This is a genomic window from Domibacillus aminovorans, from assembly GCF_001643235.1.
GTDB lineage: Bacteria > Bacillota > Bacilli > Bacillales > Domibacillaceae > Domibacillus > Domibacillus aminovorans.
Genome location: NZ_LQWY01000014.1, coordinates 1 through 22942, shown reverse-complemented (window position 1 = coordinate 22942; position 22942 = coordinate 1). Strand labels below are relative to the sequence as shown.

Annotated in this window: 23 protein-coding genes, 1 pseudogene and 1 riboswitch; of the genes and pseudogenes, 18 read left to right on the top strand and 6 right to left on the bottom strand. The window is 36.6% G+C overall.

Going from position 1 to position 22942, the window contains the following annotated elements; translation table 11 throughout:
* Positions 1 to 3: 3 nt before the first annotated feature.
* Both AWH49_RS06705 and AWH49_RS19005 read left to right on the top strand, forming a co-directional pair.
* Positions 4 to 1098 (top strand): GerAB/ArcD/ProY family transporter, encoded by a 1095-nt coding sequence (locus AWH49_RS06705; protein ID WP_063965073.1) that lies wholly within the window; start codon positions 4 to 6, stop codon positions 1096 to 1098.
* A 397-nt stretch (positions 1099 to 1495) separates the two neighbouring features.
* A complete protein-coding gene (locus AWH49_RS19005; protein ID WP_082862696.1) occupies positions 1496 to 1621 on the top strand; it encodes a hypothetical protein in 126 nt (41 codons plus the stop codon).
* A gap of 470 nt (positions 1622 to 2091) precedes the next feature.
* On the opposite strand, the gene AWH49_RS19000 is transcribed toward AWH49_RS19005, so the two are convergent.
* Positions 2092 to 2199: a YjcZ family sporulation protein gene (locus AWH49_RS19000; RefSeq protein WP_018392705.1), complete on the bottom strand. Its 108-nt coding sequence runs from the start codon at positions 2197 to 2199 to the stop codon at positions 2092 to 2094.
* Positions 2200 to 3040: 841 nt separating this feature from the next.
* Here AWH49_RS19000 and AWH49_RS06695 point away from each other — a divergent pair.
* The 6 genes from AWH49_RS06695 to AWH49_RS06685 all read left to right on the top strand — a co-directional run bounded on the left by AWH49_RS06695 (position 3041) and on the right by AWH49_RS06685 (position 5687).
* Positions 3041 to 3241, top strand: a complete 201-nt coding sequence (locus AWH49_RS06695) for a LexA family protein (RefSeq protein ID WP_063965071.1) — start codon at positions 3041 to 3043, stop codon at positions 3239 to 3241.
* A 291-nt stretch (positions 3242 to 3532) separates the two neighbouring features.
* A complete protein-coding gene (locus AWH49_RS19905) occupies positions 3533 to 3700 on the top strand; it encodes a hypothetical protein (protein ID WP_157723675.1) in 168 nt (55 codons plus the stop codon).
* 346 nt (positions 3701 to 4046) lie between these two features.
* A complete protein-coding gene (locus tag AWH49_RS19900; protein WP_157723674.1) occupies positions 4047 to 4202 on the top strand; it encodes a hypothetical protein in 156 nt (51 codons plus the stop codon).
* Positions 4203 to 4215: 13 nt separating this feature from the next.
* Positions 4216 to 4314, top strand: a complete 99-nt coding sequence (locus tag AWH49_RS21195; protein WP_425305697.1) for a hypothetical protein — start codon at positions 4216 to 4218, stop codon at positions 4312 to 4314.
* Between the two features lie 338 nt (positions 4315 to 4652).
* Positions 4653 to 4739, top strand: a riboswitch (cyclic di-GMP riboswitch).
* Between the two features lie 52 nt (positions 4740 to 4791).
* On the top strand, positions 4792 to 5115 hold the full coding sequence (locus AWH49_RS06690; RefSeq protein WP_034290870.1) for a hypothetical protein: 324 nt from the start codon (positions 4792 to 4794) through the stop codon (positions 5113 to 5115).
* 2 nt (positions 5116 to 5117) lie between these two features.
* Positions 5118 to 5687 carry a helix-turn-helix domain-containing protein gene (locus AWH49_RS06685; RefSeq protein ID WP_063965070.1) on the top strand — a complete coding sequence of 190 codons (570 nt, stop codon included), beginning with the start codon at positions 5118 to 5120 and terminating at the stop codon, positions 5685 to 5687.
* 357 nt (positions 5688 to 6044) lie between these two features.
* On the opposite strand, the gene AWH49_RS20290 is transcribed toward AWH49_RS06685, so the two are convergent.
* Positions 6045 to 6185 (bottom strand): hypothetical protein, encoded by a 141-nt coding sequence (locus AWH49_RS20290; protein ID WP_169815978.1) that lies wholly within the window; start codon positions 6183 to 6185, stop codon positions 6045 to 6047.
* Between the two features lie 441 nt (positions 6186 to 6626).
* Between AWH49_RS20290 and AWH49_RS06680 the strand changes: the two genes are divergently transcribed.
* Both AWH49_RS06680 and AWH49_RS06675 read left to right on the top strand, forming a co-directional pair.
* Entirely contained in the window at positions 6627 to 7535 is a 909-nt protein-coding gene (locus AWH49_RS06680; RefSeq protein WP_063965069.1) for an LCP family glycopolymer transferase, read from the top strand.
* 159 nt (positions 7536 to 7694) lie between these two features.
* Positions 7695 to 9044 carry an FAD-binding oxidoreductase gene (locus AWH49_RS06675; protein ID WP_063965068.1) on the top strand — a complete coding sequence of 450 codons (1350 nt, stop codon included), beginning with the start codon at positions 7695 to 7697 and terminating at the stop codon, positions 9042 to 9044.
* Positions 9045 to 9263: 219 nt separating this feature from the next.
* On the opposite strand, the gene AWH49_RS06670 is transcribed toward AWH49_RS06675, so the two are convergent.
* The gene (locus AWH49_RS06670) at positions 9264 to 9443 is read right to left on the bottom strand and encodes a hypothetical protein (RefSeq protein WP_063965067.1); all 180 of its coding nucleotides are present in this window, start codon (positions 9441 to 9443) and stop codon (positions 9264 to 9266) included.
* Between the two features lie 240 nt (positions 9444 to 9683).
* Positions 9684 to 9929, bottom strand: coding sequence for a DUF2164 domain-containing protein (locus AWH49_RS06665; protein ID WP_063965066.1), 246 nt, complete (start codon positions 9927 to 9929; stop codon positions 9684 to 9686).
* Positions 9930 to 10442: 513 nt separating this feature from the next.
* Here AWH49_RS06665 and AWH49_RS06660 point away from each other — a divergent pair.
* Positions 10443 to 11573 carry an MFS transporter gene (locus AWH49_RS06660; RefSeq protein ID WP_063965065.1) on the top strand — a complete coding sequence of 377 codons (1131 nt, stop codon included), beginning with the start codon at positions 10443 to 10445 and terminating at the stop codon, positions 11571 to 11573.
* 513 nt (positions 11574 to 12086) lie between these two features.
* On the opposite strand, the gene AWH49_RS06655 is transcribed toward AWH49_RS06660, so the two are convergent.
* A complete protein-coding gene (locus AWH49_RS06655; RefSeq protein ID WP_063965064.1) occupies positions 12087 to 12626 on the bottom strand; it encodes a helix-turn-helix domain-containing protein in 540 nt (179 codons plus the stop codon).
* A gap of 150 nt (positions 12627 to 12776) precedes the next feature.
* Between AWH49_RS06655 and AWH49_RS06650 the strand changes: the two genes are divergently transcribed.
* From AWH49_RS06650 to AWH49_RS06625, 6 genes and pseudogenes are all read left to right on the top strand, one after another.
* Positions 12777 to 13016 carry a PLD nuclease N-terminal domain-containing protein gene (locus AWH49_RS06650; protein WP_018392718.1) on the top strand — a complete coding sequence of 80 codons (240 nt, stop codon included), beginning with the start codon at positions 12777 to 12779 and terminating at the stop codon, positions 13014 to 13016.
* Positions 13013 to 13918, top strand: coding sequence for an ABC transporter ATP-binding protein (locus tag AWH49_RS06645; protein WP_063965063.1), 906 nt, complete (start codon positions 13013 to 13015; stop codon positions 13916 to 13918). Before AWH49_RS06650 ends, AWH49_RS06645 begins: the two co-directional genes overlap by 4 nt.
* Entirely contained in the window at positions 13915 to 14703 is a 789-nt protein-coding gene (locus AWH49_RS06640) for an ABC transporter permease (protein ID WP_063965062.1), read from the top strand. The genes AWH49_RS06645 and AWH49_RS06640 overlap by 4 nt, the downstream gene beginning before the upstream one ends.
* A gap of 738 nt (positions 14704 to 15441) precedes the next feature.
* A complete protein-coding gene (locus AWH49_RS06635; RefSeq protein ID WP_063965061.1) occupies positions 15442 to 17514 on the top strand; it encodes a hypothetical protein in 2073 nt (690 codons plus the stop codon).
* A 59-nt stretch (positions 17515 to 17573) separates the two neighbouring features.
* Entirely contained in the window at positions 17574 to 19511 is a 1938-nt protein-coding gene (locus AWH49_RS21085) for a beta-propeller fold lactonase family protein (protein ID WP_094777149.1), read from the top strand.
* Between the two features lie 18 nt (positions 19512 to 19529).
* Positions 19530 to 19958 (top strand): annotated as a pseudogene (locus AWH49_RS06625) (IS6 family transposase); the annotation flags it as partial.
* A gap of 466 nt (positions 19959 to 20424) precedes the next feature.
* Here AWH49_RS06625 and AWH49_RS06620 read toward each other — a convergent pair.
* Positions 20425 to 21960 carry a cation:proton antiporter gene (locus tag AWH49_RS06620; RefSeq protein ID WP_063965131.1) on the bottom strand — a complete coding sequence of 512 codons (1536 nt, stop codon included), beginning with the start codon at positions 21958 to 21960 and terminating at the stop codon, positions 20425 to 20427.
* Positions 21961 to 22315: 355 nt separating this feature from the next.
* Here AWH49_RS06620 and AWH49_RS06615 point away from each other — a divergent pair, with 355 nt between their 5' ends.
* Positions 22316 to 22795 carry an NAD-binding protein gene (locus AWH49_RS06615; RefSeq protein ID WP_063965059.1) on the top strand — a complete coding sequence of 160 codons (480 nt, stop codon included), beginning with the start codon at positions 22316 to 22318 and terminating at the stop codon, positions 22793 to 22795.
* Positions 22796 to 22942: the final 147 nt, after the last annotated feature.

Here is a 22942-nt window from a genome sequence, read left to right as displayed (position 1 = left end):
GTGATGGAAAAAGCGAAAATGAGTGCCTATCAGCTCTTCACACTTATTCTTTTATTTGAACTTGGCAGTACCTTGGTGCTTCCGCTTGCCAGTGAGGCGAAACAAGACGCTTGGCTGGCGATACTTATCGCAATGGCTGGCGGTTTTTGCCTGTTTTTCATGTATTACGGCCTTTATCACTACTATCCGGATCTTCCGCTGACGGAATATGTGCAAATATTACTAGGATCCGTTTTAGGAAAAGGACTGGCCTTCTGTTATGTTCTCTATTTTGTATATGGAGCTGCAGCCATATTACGTGCTTTCGGGGAAATGCTGGTCACCATTGCTTACCCGGCTACGCCTTTATTTGTCATCAATGCCCTGTTCATTCTGGTGATCGTTTATATGGTTTATAAAGGAATTGAAGTCATCGCCCGAACAAGTGAAGTGTTGTTTGTCGCCATGTGCCTGCTTCTTTTGAGCGGCTTCCTTTTATTGATCATTTCAGGAACTATTCATCTCGAAAACGTAAAACCGGTACTGGAAGAAGGACTGTCTCCGGTGATCAAAACCGCTTTCACCGGAACGTTGTACTTCCCATTTGGACAAATCATCGTCTTTGCGATGATTTTCCCTTATATCAAGGAACGTAAAAAAGTGAAACGCACCGGGTTTTTAGCAATAGGCATGAGTGGCCTTATATTGGCCCTTGTCGCAGCAGGTAACATAAGTGTTCTCGGTTTGGATCTTGCCTCACGTGCCCCATTTCCTTTTCTAGCTTCGATCCAGTCGATTGAAGTAGCCGGATTTTTGGAGCGTTTGGATATTTATTTTATCCTTTTTGCGATGATCGGCGGTTTTTTTAAGATAAGTATCTTTTTCTATGCGGCGGTGATGGGAGCGTCTCATTTATTTCAGGTGAAACATCCTTCCCGTCTTGCTTATCCGATGGGCATTGTCGTTTTACTTGTATCCATGGCCATCGCAAGCAGTTATACGGAATATATTCAAGAAGTAAGAATTATGCTGCTATATGTCTATATGCCGTTTCAAGTCATCATCCCTGTTCTTCTCCTCATCATTGCTTTTTTCAAAAACAGAAAGAAAGTAATATAGAAAGAATAGGTTCCCTTTTTATCTATTATTCGTTATCGTCATTCGGTACATTACAAATACTCCATTCTAGGTATTCAATGGATGAAGTGATCAATATGCAAGAAGTGACAGCACATGGCGCGTAACTGGAACGCAAAGAAACCATTTGCTATGGCATTCTTTTTGACAGCAAAGCCGAAGCCGATTGTTACATGCTTCTTTTGACAGATCTAGACGTTGAAAAGGTGGAAGTACAGCCAGTGTTTGAAATCATATCGACATACGCAGTCACATGCTATGGCTGTAATGGATCTGGACGTCGGACAAACCCAAAAACAGGACACGCGATCAATTGTGATCTATGTTCCGGAAAAGGTGAAAAACGAAGGCTAGGGCGAAATACACGGCAGATTTTAAAGTGTATTACAAGGAAGGCCAAACAGAAATTGTCGATGTCAAAGGTGGACCGGCTTCACGGGATTTCTCACTGCGACGAAAGCTACTAGAAAAGGCGGTTCGTGGTGAGTGGAAGCGAAAGCAGTGATACACAGTAGACCCAAACTGTGTCAAAGACTGAATGGAAAGATGGCCTAAAGAGTAACCCTATTTTTCTGGTCTAGTTGAACTTAAAACTATAACTAATAGAATTAATGATATTCGGATAAGTCTTTCTTCAGTAACAGTTTTAAGTAAGGCACTTAGAAGAGTTCCAATAATAGGATCTTCTTCATAAGAAAAAGTGTGTGTTTCTATAACTTAGACCTAACGGGGAAAAACATTATAGTGTTAAAAATTAAACATTTTATGTCACAGTTCGAACAAACTATGAAGCAATGAGGAAGGGGCGAAATGTTGCAGGATGCGTAAAACGTTCACAAATATTGAATTTAAAAAAGCGGCTGTATTTACTTCATACAGTCGCCCAATATTGGATTGGTGGCTACAGCAGGGGGAGGAGGCAAAAGCTAGATTAATTCAAAAAGGTCTTACGGATAATAGGTTGCTTCCTAGCAGTCAGTATCCGCCACCCATGAAAGATGCGCCAACGATGATTAATAAAATGAACAAAACAACAATTAGCACAAAGCTAGAGCCGTATCCACCAGATTTTTCGCAACTCATAATTATCACCTCTTTTTAAATATAGTATGAAAAAATAGAGCCGATTCTTGTACGAATGGTTCTATAAAAATCAAAAAGTGTTATCTGCAACGATTGCAGCCATGTGAGTGATTACGGTGACTATATGATGAATTCATGTAATTTTGTGATGGATCCATGTGACACTGTGATGGATCCATATAGCCTGGATCTACGACGACGTTTCTTGTCACAGGCTGATAAATATGACGAGGAACGTTAACAATATGCTGCCGATTAACATTCACGATTGGGTGAATGACAGGAACCTCGCGTTTAATGTAGGAATCATGAAATACACACTTTGGGGGACAGATGATTGGTCTAATAGGACAACGCATTAAAATCACCTCCTTGTTTACTATAATAGATGCACTATGAAGCGATTTGGAAACGGACAAACATCATGGGTGAGATTTTAAATTTGTTAAAAATGACATACACACAATGCAGGTAGCTATCTGCTCTTTTGAAAAGAAGACGATTATCGTGTTGGGATTTATAAGTATTGGCAGTGACATGAGTTGAAAGCAAGGATGATGGTCGATGCGTAGGGAAATGAATGTTCGAGATAACAATCATGGAATGGGGGCACGATTATCGTAGGGCATTTGAGCAAGTTGGAAATACTAGAGTTACGAGCTTTAGGATGGAAACATCAGAGTGAAAAGAGAAATGGGGTTCTGATTGCGAGGTAAAAAGGGAGGAAGCACGATGTCAAGAATTATCATTTGCGTTCTTACTAAACCGTAGTATTACAAACAATCCGCATTTCAAGAGCAGAAAAACGCATTGCCAGACTTGAAAAGAAAGAGGGAGAATCATGCAGCTGACACAGCGACAGCAAGAAATATTTACGTTCATTGAATCATTTTCTTTCAAGCATTTGGAAATCCCATCAATCGAGCGCATAGTACACGAATTTGAAGGCAGCAGCGCAAGCAGGATCAGCCGGGCCATGAACTCATTGTGCGAGAACGGCTTGCTTTTTCCAATCATTAATCGAATCAAAGAGGAACAGTAGAAAAGAGAAAGAATCGAAAACGCAAACAGACCCGCTCGGTATCATGTTGTCCGGTCCGGTGTGCATGAACTGACACGCAAGGAAATTGAAGCAAGGGCTTATCCGATTGAAATGATGACGGCCAGGCTTCCGGACGGTATGAAGTGGCAGTTTTTATTCACGGCGGCGGATTATCACAGGGACTATGAAGAATATGAATGAATTAAGCAACAAAGAAAGGCGGCTGGATATAGTCGATATAATAATAGTCTTGTTGACGGGATGTTTAAAAATTGGTGAGTGGGAATTGGCATGTATTTTGTAATTGTTCCAGGTGGATTTTGTGCATACAACATTGAAAGTTTTGAAATGCTAGATGAAGCGAAAGATTGGGTGAAAGAGCTCATTGAAGTAGGACATAGAACAGCACGGTTGGCGCAGAAAATCCCGATGAAAATCAAAGTGGCAGTCGAGTTTTAAACAAAAAATAGCCAGGTTAATACCTGACTGTAAAAGAGTTGAGAAATGACAAAATAGGGTTGGGATATGACGGGAAACCGTCGTACAAAAACAGTATACCCATTCTAGAAAAGTTTATTCAAAAAGACCGAGATTTCTCCCAGCTATATAAAAAAATCCCTGCTAAGGGATTCGTGCCACCCTATTACGATTTTTGTTTGTAGAATTCCATTAATTCATGAATAGAACATACTATCCCTTCAATATGAAACCATAACTTCTCTTCACCTCTTTATACGAGCTATAAAGCAAACTTTATAGGCATGTTATGAACTTACAATTAGCTTAGCTTGGTGTCCTTTTTTATTTGCCGAAAAAGAGTGTTTGTGATGAATCCAAGTTTGCAAGAGCAGTTATTGAAGCGAAAGTAGAATTGACCGAGCTTGGTTTACAGGATAAATCATTGATTAACAGCATGATTAGCGAAACAGAGTTCGTGATTTGCGGAAGGATTATCGTTTGAGGACACAGCTGAATTGCTCGGCATTACAATATCTTCTGTCCAGACGTATTCAGAGCGGGCGGAGCAGAAAATTGAAGATCGGAAAAACGGCAGCCTTTTTCTTGTATCATAGGAAAGGCTACTTTGTGTCGTCAGGAAAAGGAAGTTTAGTCAAGTTTCTGCATTGTATAGGAATTTAGTTCTATTAAAGTAACGTTGTCAATTTTTATACGACGATCAGTCAACAGTATTTCAAACATGTAAAATAGACTATATAGTACCTTTGGTATGTATCTCTCCCATAAAATGAGTAGAATTGGCTGAGTTTCTCATTAAATGAACCAATAAGTCTCCTGTAAATGAGTAAATATACATTAATAAATAATGAGTAAAATGAAATTTAATAATTGAAATAATTACTATTTTTGTTGACGCGACATTATTCGACATGATTTAATGTATATAAATTCTTAATGAAAAAGGCAAACTTATCGAAAGGTAAGGACGCAAAGCTATGGGTCTAATGTTCTGATGAATTATGACAGCCAGGTTGCCAAATAGGGCTTTAACCCCGTATTTGGATCAATAACTGTTTAAGGTAGGGTGAAAAATGCGGGGAGAAAAAAATGAATTAAAAATGAACGTTGAAAAGTTTTTTTTGTTATTACAAAACTATCCGGATGACTTTGATTCGACTTCAGTATTCGTAAGGTTTTTGCGATCTTTTTTAAGGGTAAATGCTAGTGAAAAAATGTTACCTACTATTGAAATAATGACATTGATAAAAGAGCAGAAACCCAATGTGTTCTATTCGATGAGCAAACTTTCAGAAGAAGATAACATGTTAGCCTTTTTGACTAGTTTATCGATGGATTTTCAAGAAGCAGAAAGCCGACTCCAATCCATTTACGAAGGTAAAGGAGTAGGGCAATAAGGATGAGACGAAAATGGACAGATAAAGATGTTTACTTTTTAGAAAAACGGGTTGGGAACTGCTCCTTATCAGCCATCGCAAGCCAACTTAATCGAAGTGAGACAGCTATTTCGTTGAAATTAAAGAGACTGGGCCTGGGGAACACAAAAAACGCTACGGGCTTCTTAACTAGTAGTGAGTTAGCTGAAGCGTTAAATGTGGACAGAAAAACAGTATACAATTGGATTCAGTTTCATGGACTTGAATCAACATCGCGTATAACATGTTATAAACGAAAATTTTACTTAATTGACGTTCATTCTTTTTGGAAATGGGCTGAACAAAACCAAGAGAAAATCGATTTCAGTATCATTGAAAAACATGCCCTGCCTCCTGAACCAGATTGGATAGATGGAGCTCGTCAGACTAGTACAGACAAGAAAATAAAGACATATAAACGTTGGACAACAAAAGAAATTGAACTCCTTTTAAAGTGGAAAAAAGAAGGGTTAAGTTTCAAAGAGATTGCCGAAAAGCTGAATAGAAGCAGAGTTAGCGCTGAGCGTCGTTACGCACGATGTAAAAATAGCTAATAGTAAGGTTTGGAGCGTATAGAAAAGAGTACAGATTCCGTGAGTGCTCTTTTTTGTCGTACAGCTACTGTATATGTGAGCAGGGTAAATTTTTAATTACTTTTATTCTAAAGTTAACTTTGTTTTATCACATTTCCCAAGGATGCTTTTTGTCGAAATGTATGGGGAAATGAAACAAAAAACCATGTACGATTTCGATATTGTAGACGTTGATGTAAAAACAATTAAACAGCAAGGAATCGGCCGAAGAAGCTGCATCTCTCATTAAAGAGAAAGTCGGATTGAATCCGTTCATTCGAAAAGAAGAATAACAAACAGCCCGCCTACTCGTCATGAGTAGACGGGCGATTTTTATTATTATAATTTGTCTTTTTTAAAAGCTCTTAAATAACCCATTGACGCTGCATATGTTGCTGCTCTTGGCGGAATCCCTTTTTTCTTTAATTCATCCACAGTATTTTGAATCTTTTTCCTAGCATCCACATTATCTTGGTTCAAATAGAACAACTCCTTATTATTTTCTATTTTACCTTTTTGTCTTTTACGAGTGTATAGCCACCCTGGACTTATTTTGTCAATTAAAAGAGGTAAGTATACAAAAAGGCCCGGCAGCAGCCAGTCAACCTCGTTCAGTTTTATATTCAACTAGCCAGTTATTTAAATAAAAGGAAAGGCTAATACTTTCCTCGTTTCATAAGAGAGAAGGGGCAAAAAAAGTGTGTTTTAAGCTTTATCAGCATTTGTTGCAAACAAGTTGATATAGATTCCTTCAAACTATTTTTCGAATTCTTCAAAAGCCTGTTGGATAAAGCCTCTCCTATTCGGGGCTATTGGTTTTTAGAATAAAACCAAAGCGACATATTTAAAAACAGCCTGTCTTGAAAATCGTTTGGAAGGATGTGATATTATTAAGTCACATTACATTAGGGAGCCGTGTATATGCGAAGACAAGACAAGCGAAAAAAAAAACGAAGTAAAAGTAGCTTTTTAGTAGGTTTCTTTTTGATCGTGCTGCTGGTCGGGGCGGGTATTACATTTATGTTCTATCAGTTCGTCGAAAATACGTTGAGCGGTGAAGACCTTTATTCAGACAAACGGAAAGATGATGTGTCACTCCAGGATAAAGAGGGGTTTACGGTTCTTTTACTTGGCGTGGATGAGCAGGAAGGAGACACAGGCCGTTCCGACACGATGCTGTTTATGTCCGTGAACAGGGAAGAAAATAAGGCGAAAATACTAAGCATTCCCCGGGATACACGTGTAGAGATTGTGGGAAAAGGCACGAAAGATAAAATTAATCATGCCTATGCATTTGGTGGTGTGAAAATGTCAGCGAAAACGGTTGAAAACTTTCTTGATGTTCCGGTAGATTATTATGTAGAAATAAACATGAAAGGCCTGAAAGAAATTGTAGATGCTGTCGGCGGTGTGGAAGTACAAAATGATTTTACTTTTTCATATGGCGGAGATGATTTTGCTGAAGGACGCATTACATTAAGCGGATCTGAAGCATTGAACTACACACGAATGCGAAAGGAAGATCCAAACGGCGACTTTGGCAGACAGGCCCGGCAGCGTAAAGTGATTGAAAGCATTTTAAGCAAAGGGAATGACGTGGAAATGATATTCAGATTTACAGATGTGATGAAGGCGATTCGTGACAACGTACAAACGAACTTGTCGTTTAGAGATACGATCGCTATTTATGCATCAACACGTGATAACATTGAATCCCTAACAATTGATGGTAATGATGAAAGAATCGGTGGCGTTTACTATTATGTAGTGGATGATGAAGAAGTATCACGTGTATCAGATGAATTTAAAGAACATTTAAATTTGAAATAAAGAATCAGGCTAAAAGAGCTGATTCTTTTTTCGATTTGTCTGCAAAATTCTCGGACATTTCGAAATCCATACTCTTCCCTTATTAAGCATGTGCCTTTCTCAAAGGTTTTTCATAGTATATAACATTCACTCTACATTATTTGAGAAAGGGGTTCTATTTTGGAGAAGATAAAGCTTACAGGGCGAATTGTTACCCCTGATGATTCTGAATATGAACAGGCAAGAATAAATAATAACTTAAGCATTCCAAAATTCCCGAGTAAAATTGTATTTTGTCAAAATACTGAAGATGTATTAAATGCATTGAGGTGGGTAAGGGAAAATCGTACACCATTTCGGATGAGGAGCGGCCGGCATAGCTATGAAAATTTTTCATTAGTCAATGATGGTCTGATCATTGATGTCAGCGAAATGGACGAAATTATTATCAATGGTAAAGAAATAACAGCGAAAATAGAAGCCGGCGCTAATTTGGGGCATGTATATAATAAATTATGGGAATACGGCATGACTATTCCAGCAGGCACCGAAAGCAGTGTAGGTGTTATTGGCCTTACACTCGGTGGGGGAATAGGTATGTTAACACGACTGTTTGGACTTACTTGTGACAATTTGATTGAAATTGAAATGGTAAGGGCAGGTGGACATAGAGGTGCCGAGCTTATTAAAGCAAACAAGAATCACAATAGTGATCTATTTTGGGCTTGTTGCGGAGGCGGTGGCGGAAATTTTGGTATTGTCACGTCCCTTACATTCAAGCTGCACCGTATTTCAAAGGTGTCAGTCTTCTCCGTTACATGGGGATGGGATGATTTCGAGGCTGCATTTAATGCATGGCAAAATTGGGCACCTAACACGGATGAACGTTTAACTTCACAAATTGAATTAAAATCAAAGGAAGCAAACCAAATTATCGCTCAAGGTGAATTTGTTGGTCCATCATCCAAGTTAAAGGAGCTTCTTCGGCCTTTAACGACCATCGGCTCACCAACAAGTGTATCGGTAAAGGAAGTCCCGTACATTGAAGCTGTGCGATTCTTTGACGTACCAAGTGGAAACCGACCAGCTCTCCGTAAGAAATCAGGATCCTTTCTTGAAAAACCTTTTCCACCTAAAGCAATCTTGACGATGAAACAATTTTTAGCAAACGCTCCAAATGAAAATTCCGGCATATGGCATCAATCTCTGGGAGGTGCAGCAGGCCGGATAGCCCCTAATGAAACGGCTTTCTATTACCGGGACGCCATTATCGCTCAAGAGTACCTGGCTACATGGAACGATTCCGTAGAAGAACGGCAAAATATCCGCTGGATAGAAGAATTAAAGAGGGCCCTATCTCCATATACAACGGGTGACTATGTGAATTTTCCGGATCGATATATCAAAGATTGGCCAACAGCGTACTATGGAGATAATTTTAAGCGACTTCGAGAAGTAAAAATGGAATATGATTCATTCAACCTATTTAATTTCCCTCAAAGTATCCCTCCTTTTAAGAAGTGGTTTTAAATGGTAAGTATCAGTTAGATACATTACGGTGAGCTATAAATAAGGATAAATCAAAGAAAAAATCCCGTTGGATTTGTTATTCTTCTAACGGGATTTTTAGGGTTCTAATTTAAAGTTCATTAGATTAAGGCTTTATTAGCGACTGATGTTGATACCCTTGTTAAACGAACGGGCAGGTTATTTTAACAAGGAAATAGTAAAACAACAATAATTAAAAGATTAAGAAGTCTTCTTTGTTGGACGATCCTTTATTTTTTTCTCTGAAATAGTCCGCTGTGTAAAGGATTTCTCTGTTTGAGTTTTAGAGGTCATTCCTTTTGGTAGTGCCACTAAAGAACCAATAAAGACAACGCCTAAAATCATTGAAATAATCCATCCAAAAATTTCGATCGGTAACATAATATGAAGTCCTCCTTTATTTAATAAATTTGGATTAAGTAGTATGTATACCCATTAAATGAGGATTTAAACATAGAGGGATTTTAAAATTAGGAAACAGTCAATGAATATTAGATGGTGGAGTAATAGGCAGTATATTCAAACTATGAACTAAAAAGGAAATGAGAGCTGATCAACAGTAAAACACAAACTGTGAAGTAAAAGAGTGAACTATGATCTAATTCACTCTTGAAAAATTAATTATCTTTTTATCGGACGTTCTAGAGTTAATATTTCATCTTCAAGTGAGGAAAATTGCTGTTCAACTACATGTTTAACATCTAAAACAGCAGCGTTATAGAAATGAGGAGCAAGTGACTCTTTAACGAAATCTAATACTCTTTCTGCAGCAAATTCAGTTATTTCTTCATCTCTTTCTTGTGAAAAGAAATATTGAATGTCAGAAATCATTAATTGTTGTTGCTCTTTTGTAAGCTTTAAAAACAAAATAGAACACTCCTTTTAAAAAATATATTACTGTAACTTTACATGCGAAATTCAGAAAAATACAGACTATATTTTTACAGATTGTTATGTCAATAAAGGAGAGAGTGAGCATCTTTAATTAAGGTTAGTACATACTAAATTTATTGCACAGTCAGTCCGTTGAAGAGAAGGATTGGGATGAGAGAGATCAAGTTTAGAGGCTCATCTATATTGGAATTAGTTACCTCTACGCAGTGGGGTTACAGATAAAGTTATTACATTTACAATAATGTTGTTTAAAAACATGAGTTATGTTATTCAACAATCGGGCGCGATTTTGGAATAACACTGAGATTTAAACGACTTTAGTGTTATATTTTTTAGTGTGGTGGAGTATTTTTTATTAAAAATTAAACACCTTTATTTTCACTTTACAATAAGGGGATTTTTGTCCTCTTTTAAACATCTTAGAATACCTAATTCTACCTTTAAATGAATAATATCTAGGAAGGTCTTATATTGGAGGTACTCAATATGTATCAGACAGGTAGAGTACATTTGATCGTGGGTTGGATTACATTGTTTCTTATGGGAACAGATTTATTTGTGGTTTCTCCATTATTTCCATTTATTTCTGAAGAGTATGGGGTTCCTTCTGCCATTGCAGGATGGATGGTAACAGGCTTTGCAGTAACATATGCTATTACTGCTCCTTTTTTTGGGTGGTTATCCGATAAAAAGGGAAGGAGCTTCTTTATCACCTTGGGCTTATTTCTCTTTGTTATTTCTAATGTATTAACGGGCCTTGCTCCTTCGTTTTCATGGTTAATCATCAGTCGAGTTTTTGCTGGCTTATCTGTTGCTTCTATTACACCTTTAATTTATGCAATCATTGGAGATATAGCGCCTCCTAACCGACGGGGAATATGGCTTTCTATTGTTGTTTCAGGGCATTTAATGGCCCTTTGGGCTGGGGCACCACTTGGAACATTGTTACAGCATTTTGTTGGTTGGCGTTCGGTATTTTTTGGAATAGCTACTATTGGAGCAGCTTTAGCCATTGTCAACTTCAAAACATGGAGAGCCATTCATCAAAAGCATTCAACTATAAATTTCGTACAAGGGAATTTATTTAGAATACTGGGTTCAGTTAGTGTAACAGCTATCTGGGCAATTTCTATGTATACTCTTTATGTATATCTAGGGGCTGCTCTTTACTACGAAAACAAATTTTCCTCACCTGATATCGCATTAGCTGTTACCTTTTATGGAATTGGTGCCGTTTTGGGGAGTCTTTCAAGTGGGCAATTAATAAATAAGTTCGGAGAAAGCATGATTTCTAAGGTAACACTTGGTTTATTAACTATAAGCCTAATTTCCATAGGTATTTTCTTTTCATCTGGAGATTGGATTTATTTTTTCCTGTTCATGTGGGCATTGGTTGGATATGCAGGATTCACCTCATATCAGGCTCGACTTGCAGCTGAATATCCCGATAAAAGAGGTATCGTCATGGCATGGAATAATACAGCCCTTTATATTGGGATTACACTAGGTTCCATGATTGGAGGGTATGTCATCACTAATTGGGGATACTTGATGCTACCATATATTTGTGCGGGAACAGCAACCATTAGTTTCTTTCTAAGCACGTTGAAGAACTAAAGAAAATGATCAAACTTTATTTCAAAGCAACAGTATATCTATTAAACTAAGGGCCTGTTATTTAGGTTGATTTGCAACTTCTATGTCAGAGAGCATTCCCTGAGCTTCATAATTAAAACTAGGCAAATATATCTTGTAGGCCTACTGGAGATAAAATATATTGTAGCTCTTGTGAAAAGAGAGCAAGCTCTTCTGAAATCGTGAGATTCATAAGAAAACGCCATCCTTTATCTTATTGTTAGAAAAAGAATAGCGTTTTTTTCGTTTTTAAGGCATAAAGAAAATTTAACTTGATGGGCATGGGGTCCTACCAACAAAACGCGGAAAACATACGCTAAGCAAATTCCAACATGAAAAAAGCCGAGTTTTCCTACGCTAAGGAATCATCGGCTTTTCTTATAATAAAATTTAAGGCTAATATATCCGTTCAAATGACTGTCGGATAAATAATGAGCTATTTGTCGAACATTCCAATCACCGGGTCGCTACAAAAGTTAGTATTATTTAATTCGTTTAAGTATCTGGAATAATTGTAACAGCGATTGTTCGAACTGGAGCATCTATTTCATTGCTCGTGGTATGGTAGTATTTTGTCATTAATTCGTTTAATTCGTTTTGAAATTGTATAAAGTGTTCCTCATCTATTTTTAATTCTACTAAAGAAAAAGTAGCACCATCTTCCCGGCAGTTTTGTTCTTCTAATTTCTTAAGATAACTGTGATATTGAGTCATAAGTGATAATTGATAATATGAAACATAATCAAGCTTTTTCTCACTAGAAGCTTTTTTCCAATCTTCTACATTAAGCCTAGCCTCAATTTCATTTAAAGCGTAATATTTTTCGGAAACAGATTTCACCTTTTTTTCTTTAATAACGCGAATAATACCAGAATCCAACATGACTTGTATATGTCTATATAAAGTTGCTTGAGGTACATCTTTAATAATTTTTACCATTTCTAAAGGTGTTAATCCATTGTCTTTATTCCTCATTAGTACCTGAGAAATTTTCATTCTTACTGGATGCAATAAAACTTCAACTTTATTAACCATAATGTTCTCCTCGTTTGTGTTTATTAATTGTTTTTCTATTTACCATCAATTTTATTCTTATTATAAATAATGAGAATAGGTATTGCAATGCACTTCTTTTGAAGTTATCATTATCAATAACGATAACGAGATGAAAAGGAAGTGTTAAAAATGCAACTGCACTATGGGTTTGATGAATTAAAAGATATTGACTTTATGGCTTTTATTCCCATAATATTGCCGTTTTTTGCAGTAGGTATCCTATTAGTTTTAATTGCTTTAATTGATTTATACAGACATAGAAAAACGAGAAAAAGCCTTCTCATGTGGACATTTATTATCCTTTTTGTTAATACACTTGGTCCAATTCTTTACTTTGTTATAGGGCGAAAGGATAGTGAAAGATTATGAAATTGGAAATCAAAAATGTGACGAAAACATTTAAAGAAAAAATCGCTGTCAATAATTTCTCGATGGAACTGCAATCGGGAGAATGTGTCGGCTTGATCGGACCGAATGGAGCTGGGAAATCCACATTAATAAAAGTGATTTCAGATATTATCGACCCACAAGCAGGCGAAGTTTTGCTGAATGGGAAAAAAATATCGAAAATGAAAAGGGAAATTGGCTACCTGCCACAGTACCCTAACTTTTTTCATTGGATGACAGCGAAAGAAACTCTTACGTTTATGGGAAAGCTTTCTGGATTGCAAAAAGAAGAATTAACAAACTCAATACCTGAAATTTTGACAAAAGTTGGACTGAGAGGCGAAGAAAATTCAAAAGTTGGCACATTTTCCGGTGGAATGAAACAGCGACTCGGTATTGCACAAGCACTACTGCATAAGCCTTCGCTTATTGTCATGGATGAACCGGTATCCGCATTAGATCCAATCGGCCGAAGAGAAGTGTTAAACCTGATCGAAGAAATAAAAAAAGATACAACAATTTTATTATCAACCCATATATTGGGCGATGCGGAAGAAATATGCGAACGATTTGTAATTATAAAAAATGGAACAAAAATAGAAGATACAACGATCACCGAACTGTTAAACCGCAATAGCAAAAATAAGCTAAACGTAGAAATCACAGCAAAGGATCAAAAATGGATTGACGTTGTAAAAAAATTACCTTATGTGAAGGAAATAGAGGTCATTGGGCATAAAGTCCAAATAAAAGTTGAAAACATCGAAAAAAACAAAAATATGTTACTAGAAAATGCGCTTGAGCATAAAGTGGACATCGTAAAATTCGAAATCAATAACGATACTTTAGAAGAAATCTTCTTAAAATTGGTGGTGAAGGAATGAATAAGTTTATTGTACTGATAAAAAAAGAATTTGTTCAAATGGTACGTGATTTTAAAGTTATTTGGCTACCGATCGTTTTTATCTTTTTAGGGATAACTCAGCCTATAGTAACTCATTACTTGCCATCAATTTTGGGAGCATTAGGCGGTGGTCAGGGAATTACAATTGATCCGAGCATGACCGCTCAAAAAGGCGGAGAAGTACTAGCCAGCACGTTAGGATCTCAATTTGATCAGCTCGGGCTTATGATTCTTGCAATCTCAATGATGGGTATTATTCAAACAGATAAAGCAAATGGCATGTTAGCCTTTATTTTAACACGACCTGTTACGGTTATTTCATATATAGCTGGAAAAATTGTATCAAATTATTTGATAGCAGCTTTTAGTGTAGCAATTGGATACTTTGCTTCTTATCTATACGTAAACTATCTTTTTACAGATGTTCCATTTTCACACATGATTACTGCACTAGTATTTTATCTTGTATGGGTTCTTTTTATCGTATCTTTTACAACGATGATTAGTACTATTTTTAACAGTCAGGGTATTATCGCATTAATTTCAATTGTTTTCCTTATAGGTTGCAGAATTATTGTTGGTTTAAGTACAGTTATCGATTTTGTAAATTCAGCAAGTATGAGCAAACATGCAATGGAAGTGCTGATCACAGGATCAGTAAATTCAAAAGCAATAGACAACGCACTAGTAACGCTTGTTTGGATTGTGCTGATACTCTTTGTAACGAATTATTGGATTGCCAATAAAAAATTTAATCATGAATAAGCAAAAAATAACTGTGATGGGAAGATGAGGATTTTTGCTCTGGTTTAGTATCGAAACTCTCACTTCGGTATTTATTGTTTACTATATGTTCGTTTATCAAGGTTATTGATATCGCTTTGATCAAACTTTATTCTAAAGCAATCTTTATAATTCAAAAAAGGGACATGATTTTCCAGGAAGGAAACCCCATACCTTTAGCTTTGGCTATGTCAAAAATGATTTTTTAAGATAAAGAAATAGTTGAAGTGAGGAAAAATGATTACGACTTTACAGAAGAAACTCGTCAAAAAAAGAGCATCTGCTTAGGTGAAAGCAGATGCTTTGTCAACAAATAGGGGAATATGCTATCATCTTTACCAGTTTTTCAGATTTATATACATCTATTTATTCACTCATTGATTAATAATCCAAACTGGTTTATTTTCATATTTATGGGTTGCTTTACGATTAATCTAATCCTATTTTTCATCTTTAAAAACTAAATTGATTAGGAGTATCTTTTCACTTTTAACGTTAATAAGTATGTTTAAATCTTTGATAATCATAAGAAAAGCACCCACCGAACATAAGGGTGAAAAATTAACTTTTTTTAATTTTGTTTTAAATAGTTTTTAATTTAGTTTTTGTATCATAACGTCATTATTTAAATATATGATAATGAATATTATTTTCAATTGAAAATAAATATAGAAATATTAATATCAATTATAGAGTGATGAATGAAGGAGACAAACTATAATGAAATCACAACCATGGAAAGTGATGACGACAGTTGCATTGGCTTCATCACTATTATTAACGAGCGCTTGCTCGTATGAGAAAAAAACAGTAAAAGAAGAAACAAAACCACAAACAAGTAGCGTATCTGTTCCTGTTACAGATTATACGTTCGATACAGCGGGCAACATGTTCGCTTATGCAGAATTTGAACTATCAGGGGAACCTTTAGTAGAGGGACTAGGCCTTGATTTGGATGTTCTTGATCCGAAAAAATTAGATTCACCTACAAAGTTTGATTATACAGCAGGAATTGAATCATATGAATATTCAGAGGAAGCTATGTATGAAGTAGTTGAAAAATCAGGATTAGGATTACATTTAATTAATGGTCCTGTTGTCAAAGAATTAGCAGAAAAGCAAGGGAAAGAATCACATGAACTATTAGGAGAGCGTTTCTATAAATTAGCCGATGCAGTTGGCTATCCCCGTGAAGAGATTTTTAGAAATATGTTTCCGACCTTTATTGAATATGCAAAAGGTGATCCTCATTATGTTCAAGAAGTAGATACTTCTAAATATGCGTCAGGTGAAGAAAATACATACGTTCCTGAATATCAAGTTAACTTCAAGTCGCTTCGATGGGATCGTACTAAAATGGATAAAGTATTAAATCCGGCAGCCTATGGGGGAACATTCTTAAAACAAGCTCTTTGGGCCGGAGATTTTATGGGGGGATTTCATACTGTAGACAGTGATGAAGAATTGGAAGGTGAAAAGCCAACAGACGATCATGATGAAAACATTGCTCTTGGTGTTAGCTCAGCAGATGGTATGCAAGGAGCAATTTTAATAGAGGAAATATGGAACAAATTAAATTATGTTCGAAATCACTTATTTTACAGTTCAAATGATAATGGATTAACTGCTGCGAATGTTGGAAGTCAGTATGATCCATCAAAAGGTTTTGTTTATTTACCCCATACAATTCAAGTAACAGAAGACGGAAACATGGACGTGCCAAATGCAGAGTCATTAGAAGTAACAGATGCGCGTAGTGTTTTAACAGATCAATGGTTAATGCTTTGGCCTTCATCTGAATTTTTCGGAACGACAGATCAGCGTATGGAAAATGAAAATGTCGCACCATCATTCAGAGCGCTTTTTGATAATGATCCTTATCCTTCTGCAGCACAAGTAAATCTTGATAACAATGCAGAAAACGATGTGACATCAAATGATCCGTATTCTGTTAACCGTGATGTATTGCTTCATGTGTTTAAAAATATTGATGCCATGCACTTTAATGAAGAAGAAGGTGCATTTGTAGCTGAACATAATGGTAAAGAGCAAGGAAATTATGTAGACACGTTTAATGCAGGTTATACAATTGAATCACTTCGAATTTTCCAGCGTGCAATTGATGGTCTCCCAGTTGGATATTCAAATGCAGAAGACGCTAAAGGATTAAATACAGCTGAAGGAAAACGTGCAATTGAACTAATTACAAAACAAGCAGATTTTATAATTGATAAACTGATGACAGATTCAGGCTTAGTTGTAAAAGGCTATACATTCGGTAAAGGTGCAGATGAGGAAATTACATTAAATGCACAACTTGGAGCTGTTCGTGGCTTAACAGCAGCATATCTTGCGACAAAAGATGAAAAATATCGTAATGCTGCGCGAACCGTTTATCAAGCAACGGATGAAACGCTTTGGGATAGTAAGGCCAAAGCCTATAAAACTGTGAAAGACGAAATGAAATATGATGCTTTTACTGCAGGTGGAGTATCTGCTATCTTACGTTTAGCGATTAATAATCTAAGTAATGTTGAAGGTGATGAAAAGCAGCCAGAAGCATTAGAAATGGAAACCATTATTTCACGATATGTTGATTTTTATGAGACAGTCATAGATGGTCCGGATCTTGAACAAGGAATGCAGGCTAGTGAATTCTGGGATACAGGGGATTTCTACATTGATAGTGATGAGTCTGGAAATACAGATGGGGATCAAGTTCCACAAACTCAAGCTGGACATGGAAAATACGGCGTTGCTCCTGTTCTTGTACCTGTTGAAGTAAAAAAATAAGATAAAGAGGGTAGGTAATCGTGAAGAAAATTGCCCTTTTCTGGTTAACGCTCCTATTGATGGGGGCGTTAGTTGGTTGTAAGGAAGGAATAAAAACAGTAGTAAAAGAGAAAGAGCCAGAAGTTGTTCGGAACTATGCTGTAAACAGCAACAATATTATTATGAATAAGGCTGGCGATACTATTTATATTGCCAATATTGATATAAATACAGTTACCGTTGTTGACAGTCAAACAAAAAAGGTGACAGCTGAAATACCAGTCGGAAAATCCCCCGTACAGCTAACCCTTTCACCAGATGAAGATATATTGTATGTTTCCTGTAGGTATGACAATAAAATTGACATCATTTCCATTGAAAAAGAAAAAGTGGTTGATTCCCTTGATGTCGGAATTGAACCTTATGGTATTGTAACAAGTCAGGACGGTAAGAGGCTGTATGCTGCAAACTATCGATCTAGCACAATATCAGTAATCGATCTAAGTAGAAAAAAGGTAGAGTCTGAGATTGAAGTTGGTGATCGACCGAGAACATTAGCGATTACGGCAGATGGGCATAAGTTATATGTACCACATTATCTAGAGGGAAAAATTAGTGTCATTAATACTAAAACTGAAGAAATAAAAAAAGTGATTAATCTTGCCGTTTCACCTGATAAAAATGATCGCAAAAAAAGCCAAGGGATTCCAAATGCATTGGAACAATTTGTTATTTCATCAGATGGAAAAAAAGCTTGGATTCCTCACATGTTAACAAATGTTGATACACCCATTCACTTTCAAGAAACAATTTTTCCAGCCATCTCTGTTATTGATTTAACAACAGACGAAGAGATTATTGATGAACGGAAAGAATTGTTCGAAGAAATGAATATTACAGATGAAAAGAATGAGACAATCATTTTCGCAAATCCTTATGATGTCGTCTTTCAACCAAACGGCAACAAAGCATATGTTGTCATGTCTGGGAGTGAAGATCTCGTTGTGTTCGATTTAAATCGTGGAGGTAACGCAACGCAAAGTTTAAGAAGAATTGAAGGAAATAATCCAAGGGGTGCAGTGATTTCACCTGATGGGGAAACTATTTATGTTCATAATGCAATGAGTCATGATCTTGCTGAAATTTCGACCGGGGGTGAGGGATCCTACGCTCGCGTCAAAATGAAAGGTGAAAATCTTGCATTAATATCAAAAGATTCTCTATCCCCGCTAGTAAGGGAAGGGAAAACGATTTTTTATAGTGCCAATAGCGAGGAGTTTCCGACAGAAATTACAGGTAATAATTGGATGAGTTGTATTTCTTGTCATGCTGATGGTGAAATAAATGGGCGTACTTTAATGACCTCAAAAGGTCCACGAGATGTACCAAGTAATGTTTTAACTACAAAAACCGGGTTATTTATGTGGGATGGAAGCCGTGATGACTTTAAAGATTACCTTTTAACCGTTCAGGGCGAAATGGGTGGTATGATGGAGCTTGATCCTAGTAAGCCGCTTCCAAAAGAAGTAGAGCATATGTATGATGCGATGTTTGCCTATCTTGATGATCCGAACTCATTCCCTGTACCAAAAAGTCCTTATCGTAATAAGGATGGAAGTCTGACAAATACAGCAGAAGAAGGTAGAGAATTATTTGAAGGGAAAGCAGGATGTATTACTTGTCATGCAGGACCTCAGTTTACAGATAGTGTAAAGGCTGTTGATGAAAATAGTAATTTGACAACTAACAATACTAATTTTTTGCATGATATCGGTACTACTAATCCGTTAGATAAACCATCTAAAGGTGATGCAAGAGCAGGTTATTCAAACCCAAGAGATACTCTTCATTTTGATGTTCCAACATTAAGAGGGGTATGGGCAACTGCACCTTATTTTCATGATGGCAGTGCAAAAACGATTGAAGAGGTTATTGAACGAATTCAATATGAAGGGAAGCCTACGTTTACAGATGGTGAAATTTTAAAATTAGCTGAATATGTACGTTCAATAAAATAGAAGATTATGAAAGTGTAACGTGCTGTTGATTCGAAAGGAAACACCATCGATTTTCACCTAAGCAAAACAAGAGACTACAAGGCTGTAAAACGCTTTTTCAAGAAAGCTTTGCGGTCTTTTCATGTTTCGAAACCTCGTGTCATAACAGTGGATAAAAACCCTGCTTATCCTCTAGCCATCATAGCCTTAAAAGAAACAAAAAGCATGCCGACAGGCATGCAACTCAGACAAAAGAAATATTTAAACAATATCGTAGAACAGGATCATCGTTTTATCAAGAAGCGAGTTCGTTCTATGTTAGGATTGAAGTCCTTCCGAACGGCTAAACAGATTATTTATGGGGTGGAAGCGATGCATATGCTGAAAAAGAAGCAACTTCTTCTAAGGGATAACTCTGTCCAAAATCAAATAACGTTCATCCATCAATTGTTTGGTTTATCAGCTTAACTAGCGATTCTGATAAGGTTTCATACGTCTTTTTTTAATGAATACCATATTTGCACCAGAACCTGAAATTCTTATTCGTTTCCTTAAGTCTCAACCGATTCAGACGATTAATAATTAAATAACCAGAATCAAATATCACTCTTAAAAGCAATTCCTTTCCTCTTCGCATTGCGATCTGTTATTTAAAATACAAAACAGTACATTGAATTTTAAATCCTTACTGGTTAAACAGTAGTTTTGTGATCAATCAAGAAACAGTCAAAAGAGGATGAAGATGGTTATCAAGATTATCCTCATCCTTTTTTATTAGTGCAAATTATCGCTTAAAAACTGCGCAAATTATCGTCAAAAGTGACAGCGATAAAGTAATGCGTCTTACACCCATCGCCTCAACTACCAATTAATGAACGCCACCAGATTTAGCGGCCGTCCACTGAACAACGATCAAATGGAAGATCGAGTATTGTTAAACAGGTTCCTGAGGGCTTTCCAAATGAACGATTTCGTCTGTGATCCTGTCATGCTCCTGCTGTGCTACCTCGTTGGAGATAATGCCTTCTTTTAATAAGTTATCAACTGCTTCATATTGGGCATACAAAGAATGCTTTTGTAAGATGGTTTGCTGCTTGTTTTTTAAATCTGGATATTTTTTAAAAAGCAATTCTGTTTTTTGCCGGAGTTCGATTAATTCTTGTTTATAGCGGTCGGTGATTTCTTTTGAAATAGTTTCGTGAATCAGAAGATTGCTTTGAACGTGCTGGAGTTCTTTAATAGCAGTCTCTAAACGGTGTCCCTTGGCAATTAATTCTTCATATTCGCGATTGCCTTCTTCTTTTTTATTAACCCCTAACCGCGCCAAAAGTGGTTTAACAGAAAGTCCTTGAACAACCAATGAAAATAAAACAACGCTAAAAGCCAGAATGAGGATGTCTTCGCGCCCTTCAAAATCTCTTGGAAGACTCAGGACAAGAGCTATAGAGAGAGAGCCTTTTAAACCGCCCCAATTGATCGTATGCTTCCAGGAAGCTGGGAAATTTTTCGCAAATGCCAGGCTTACATAAACGGACACACTTCGGGCGATGAGAACAATCAAAATAGCTATAAAGACCAATCCCCATTTGTCAGCTAAGTTAATTCTGGTGATTTCGAGACCAACCATTAAAAAAACAAGAGAGTTGGCCAGCAATGCAACGACCTCCCAGAAATTGTTGATGTTGAGCTTTGTCATTGGGCTCATCCCGATTCGTGCTCCGTAATTACCGAAAATAAGCGCAGCCACTACGACAGCAATAACACCGGAAGCTCCAACTGTTTCCGCCAGCAGAAAGGAACCGTAAAACAGAATAACGCTGAAAATAATTTCTAACGGATAATCATCATAATACTTGGTGAGCTTTGAGAATCCGTAGCCAAGAGCTCCACCAACTATCAGACCAAGGGAAATCACTTTAATAAATTCCCATAATCCATAACCGGCCCCTTCTATGCCAAGATCCATATAGGTAAGCAGGTAAAAAGCCGATATATTAAATAAAACAACGGCTAATCCATCGTTAAATAAACTTTCTCCTTCAATGACGGTAGCGAGTTTTTTCGGTGCACCTACACTTTTGAAAATAGACAAAACACTGACCGGATCCGTTGCACTCATAAGAGCAGCAAAAACAAACGCTGCCGGGATGGAAAGGTTTAAAAGCCATATAGATGAAAAGCCAACGATAAGAAAAGATAAAAGTGTTGCCCCAAATGCCAGGGCAAGAATAGGCTTTTTATTTTCTTTTAAATGAGAAAAGGGAAGCTTAAAGGCCGCTTCTCCTAACAGAGCCGGTAAAAACAACGTAATAATAACAAAATTAAAAATTTCCGCTTCTGTAATAAAATCTTTTAATGGTTCTAATCCAGGAATATGAACAAGGCCTATAACAGCTCCTATAATAACTAGCGCAATGGGATAAGGCTGCTTAAATTTCTTCGCAATCGCTGTAATACCGGCAGCAATCATCACTAAAATAAGGCCAAGTTCAAATATGTAATGTAAATCCAAATGTTCCTCCACCTGCTTCCCTCCATTTCTTCTATTGAAATAATGAATTGGCGCACCTAAAAGGTTTCCCTAACACTGCGATCACTAAACCTGTTCTTAAAGGCATAAACAGTTTTTTTCATTCTAAAGAAGTTTAATTATTCATATTGGAATTTTGCCTATCAGATTGTTATAACAAGTGTGTAGTCAAGGTTTCAAAACGAATAAATATGTTTTCTTATTATGTTTTAAGAATCTTTAGATTCGGGATAGATACATTTAATCAATGAGTTGAAAATTGGATGCATATTAACAATTTAAAGTTGGTGGAAAAATGAGATTTGAAGGGATGAATCACATTATCATCATTGGATGGAGTGAAAAAGCAAAAGCGGCTGTCCAAGAAATAATTAAAATTGACCAAACTATTGATATTGTCGTCATTAATAATGCCGAAAGAGCTCCTGTCATAGAGGAACAGGAACGTCTGATTTATATTGGAGGGAACGCTACGGATGAAGAAATATTGCTTCATGCAAACTTGCCCAAATCAAAAGGTATTCTCATTTTTGCCGAAGAAAGAATACAAGCAAACTATTCTATAAAAGATTCTTTGCTTGTTGATGGAAAAACATTATTAGTAGCCACTGTCATAACATTAATGAAAGAAAAAATGAATCTACCTGTTCCTGTTATCGCCGAGATCACAAGTCACCAGCATATCCAATTATTCAAAGACGTTAAGGTTAATGAATTTATCCTTACAAAAGGCATTATTTCCAGTAAAATAGTAAAATCATTGTTTCCTGCTTAAATGACCTTTATAAAAAAGAAAAAGCCGAAATTCCTAATATAACATAAGGGACTGACCCCATAGAGTGAGACAAATAAAAACACCTTTCAGTTGAAAAACGGGTGTATGGACTACCTAAAACAACTTGGAGGTGTTTTTTCTGTGGGC

Coding starts and splice junctions, on each gene's coding strand:
- AWH49_RS06705 (WP_063965073.1), top strand. CDS start 4: ATGGAAAAAGCGAAAATGAGTGCCTATCAGCTCTTCACACTTATTCTT.
- AWH49_RS19000 (WP_018392705.1), bottom strand. CDS start 2,199: ATGAGTTGCGAAAAATCTGGTGGATACGGCTCTAGCTTTGTGCTAATT.
- AWH49_RS06695 (WP_063965071.1), top strand. CDS start 3,041: ATGCAGCTGACACAGCGACAGCAAGAAATATTTACGTTCATTGAATCA.
- AWH49_RS19905 (WP_157723675.1), top strand. CDS start 3,533: ATGTATTTTGTAATTGTTCCAGGTGGATTTTGTGCATACAACATTGAA.
- AWH49_RS06690 (WP_034290870.1), top strand. CDS start 4,792: ATGCGGGGAGAAAAAAATGAATTAAAAATGAACGTTGAAAAGTTTTTT.
- AWH49_RS06685 (WP_063965070.1), top strand. CDS start 5,118: ATGAGACGAAAATGGACAGATAAAGATGTTTACTTTTTAGAAAAACGG.
- AWH49_RS06680 (WP_063965069.1), top strand. CDS start 6,627: ATGCGAAGACAAGACAAGCGAAAAAAAAAACGAAGTAAAAGTAGCTTT.
- AWH49_RS06670 (WP_063965067.1), bottom strand. CDS start 9,443: ATGTTACCGATCGAAATTTTTGGATGGATTATTTCAATGATTTTAGGC.
- AWH49_RS06660 (WP_063965065.1), top strand. CDS start 10,443: ATGTATCAGACAGGTAGAGTACATTTGATCGTGGGTTGGATTACATTG.
- AWH49_RS06655 (WP_063965064.1), bottom strand. CDS start 12,626: ATGGTTAATAAAGTTGAAGTTTTATTGCATCCAGTAAGAATGAAAATT.
- AWH49_RS06650 (WP_018392718.1), top strand. CDS start 12,777: ATGCAACTGCACTATGGGTTTGATGAATTAAAAGATATTGACTTTATG.
- AWH49_RS06645 (WP_063965063.1), top strand. CDS start 13,013: ATGAAATTGGAAATCAAAAATGTGACGAAAACATTTAAAGAAAAAATC.
- AWH49_RS06640 (WP_063965062.1), top strand. CDS start 13,915: ATGAATAAGTTTATTGTACTGATAAAAAAAGAATTTGTTCAAATGGTA.
- AWH49_RS06635 (WP_063965061.1), top strand. CDS start 15,442: ATGAAATCACAACCATGGAAAGTGATGACGACAGTTGCATTGGCTTCA.
- AWH49_RS21085 (WP_094777149.1), top strand. CDS start 17,574: ATGGGGGCGTTAGTTGGTTGTAAGGAAGGAATAAAAACAGTAGTAAAA.
- AWH49_RS06620 (WP_063965131.1), bottom strand. CDS start 21,960: ATGATTGCTGCCGGTATTACAGCGATTGCGAAGAAATTTAAGCAGCCT.
- AWH49_RS06615 (WP_063965059.1), top strand. CDS start 22,316: ATGAGATTTGAAGGGATGAATCACATTATCATCATTGGATGGAGTGAA.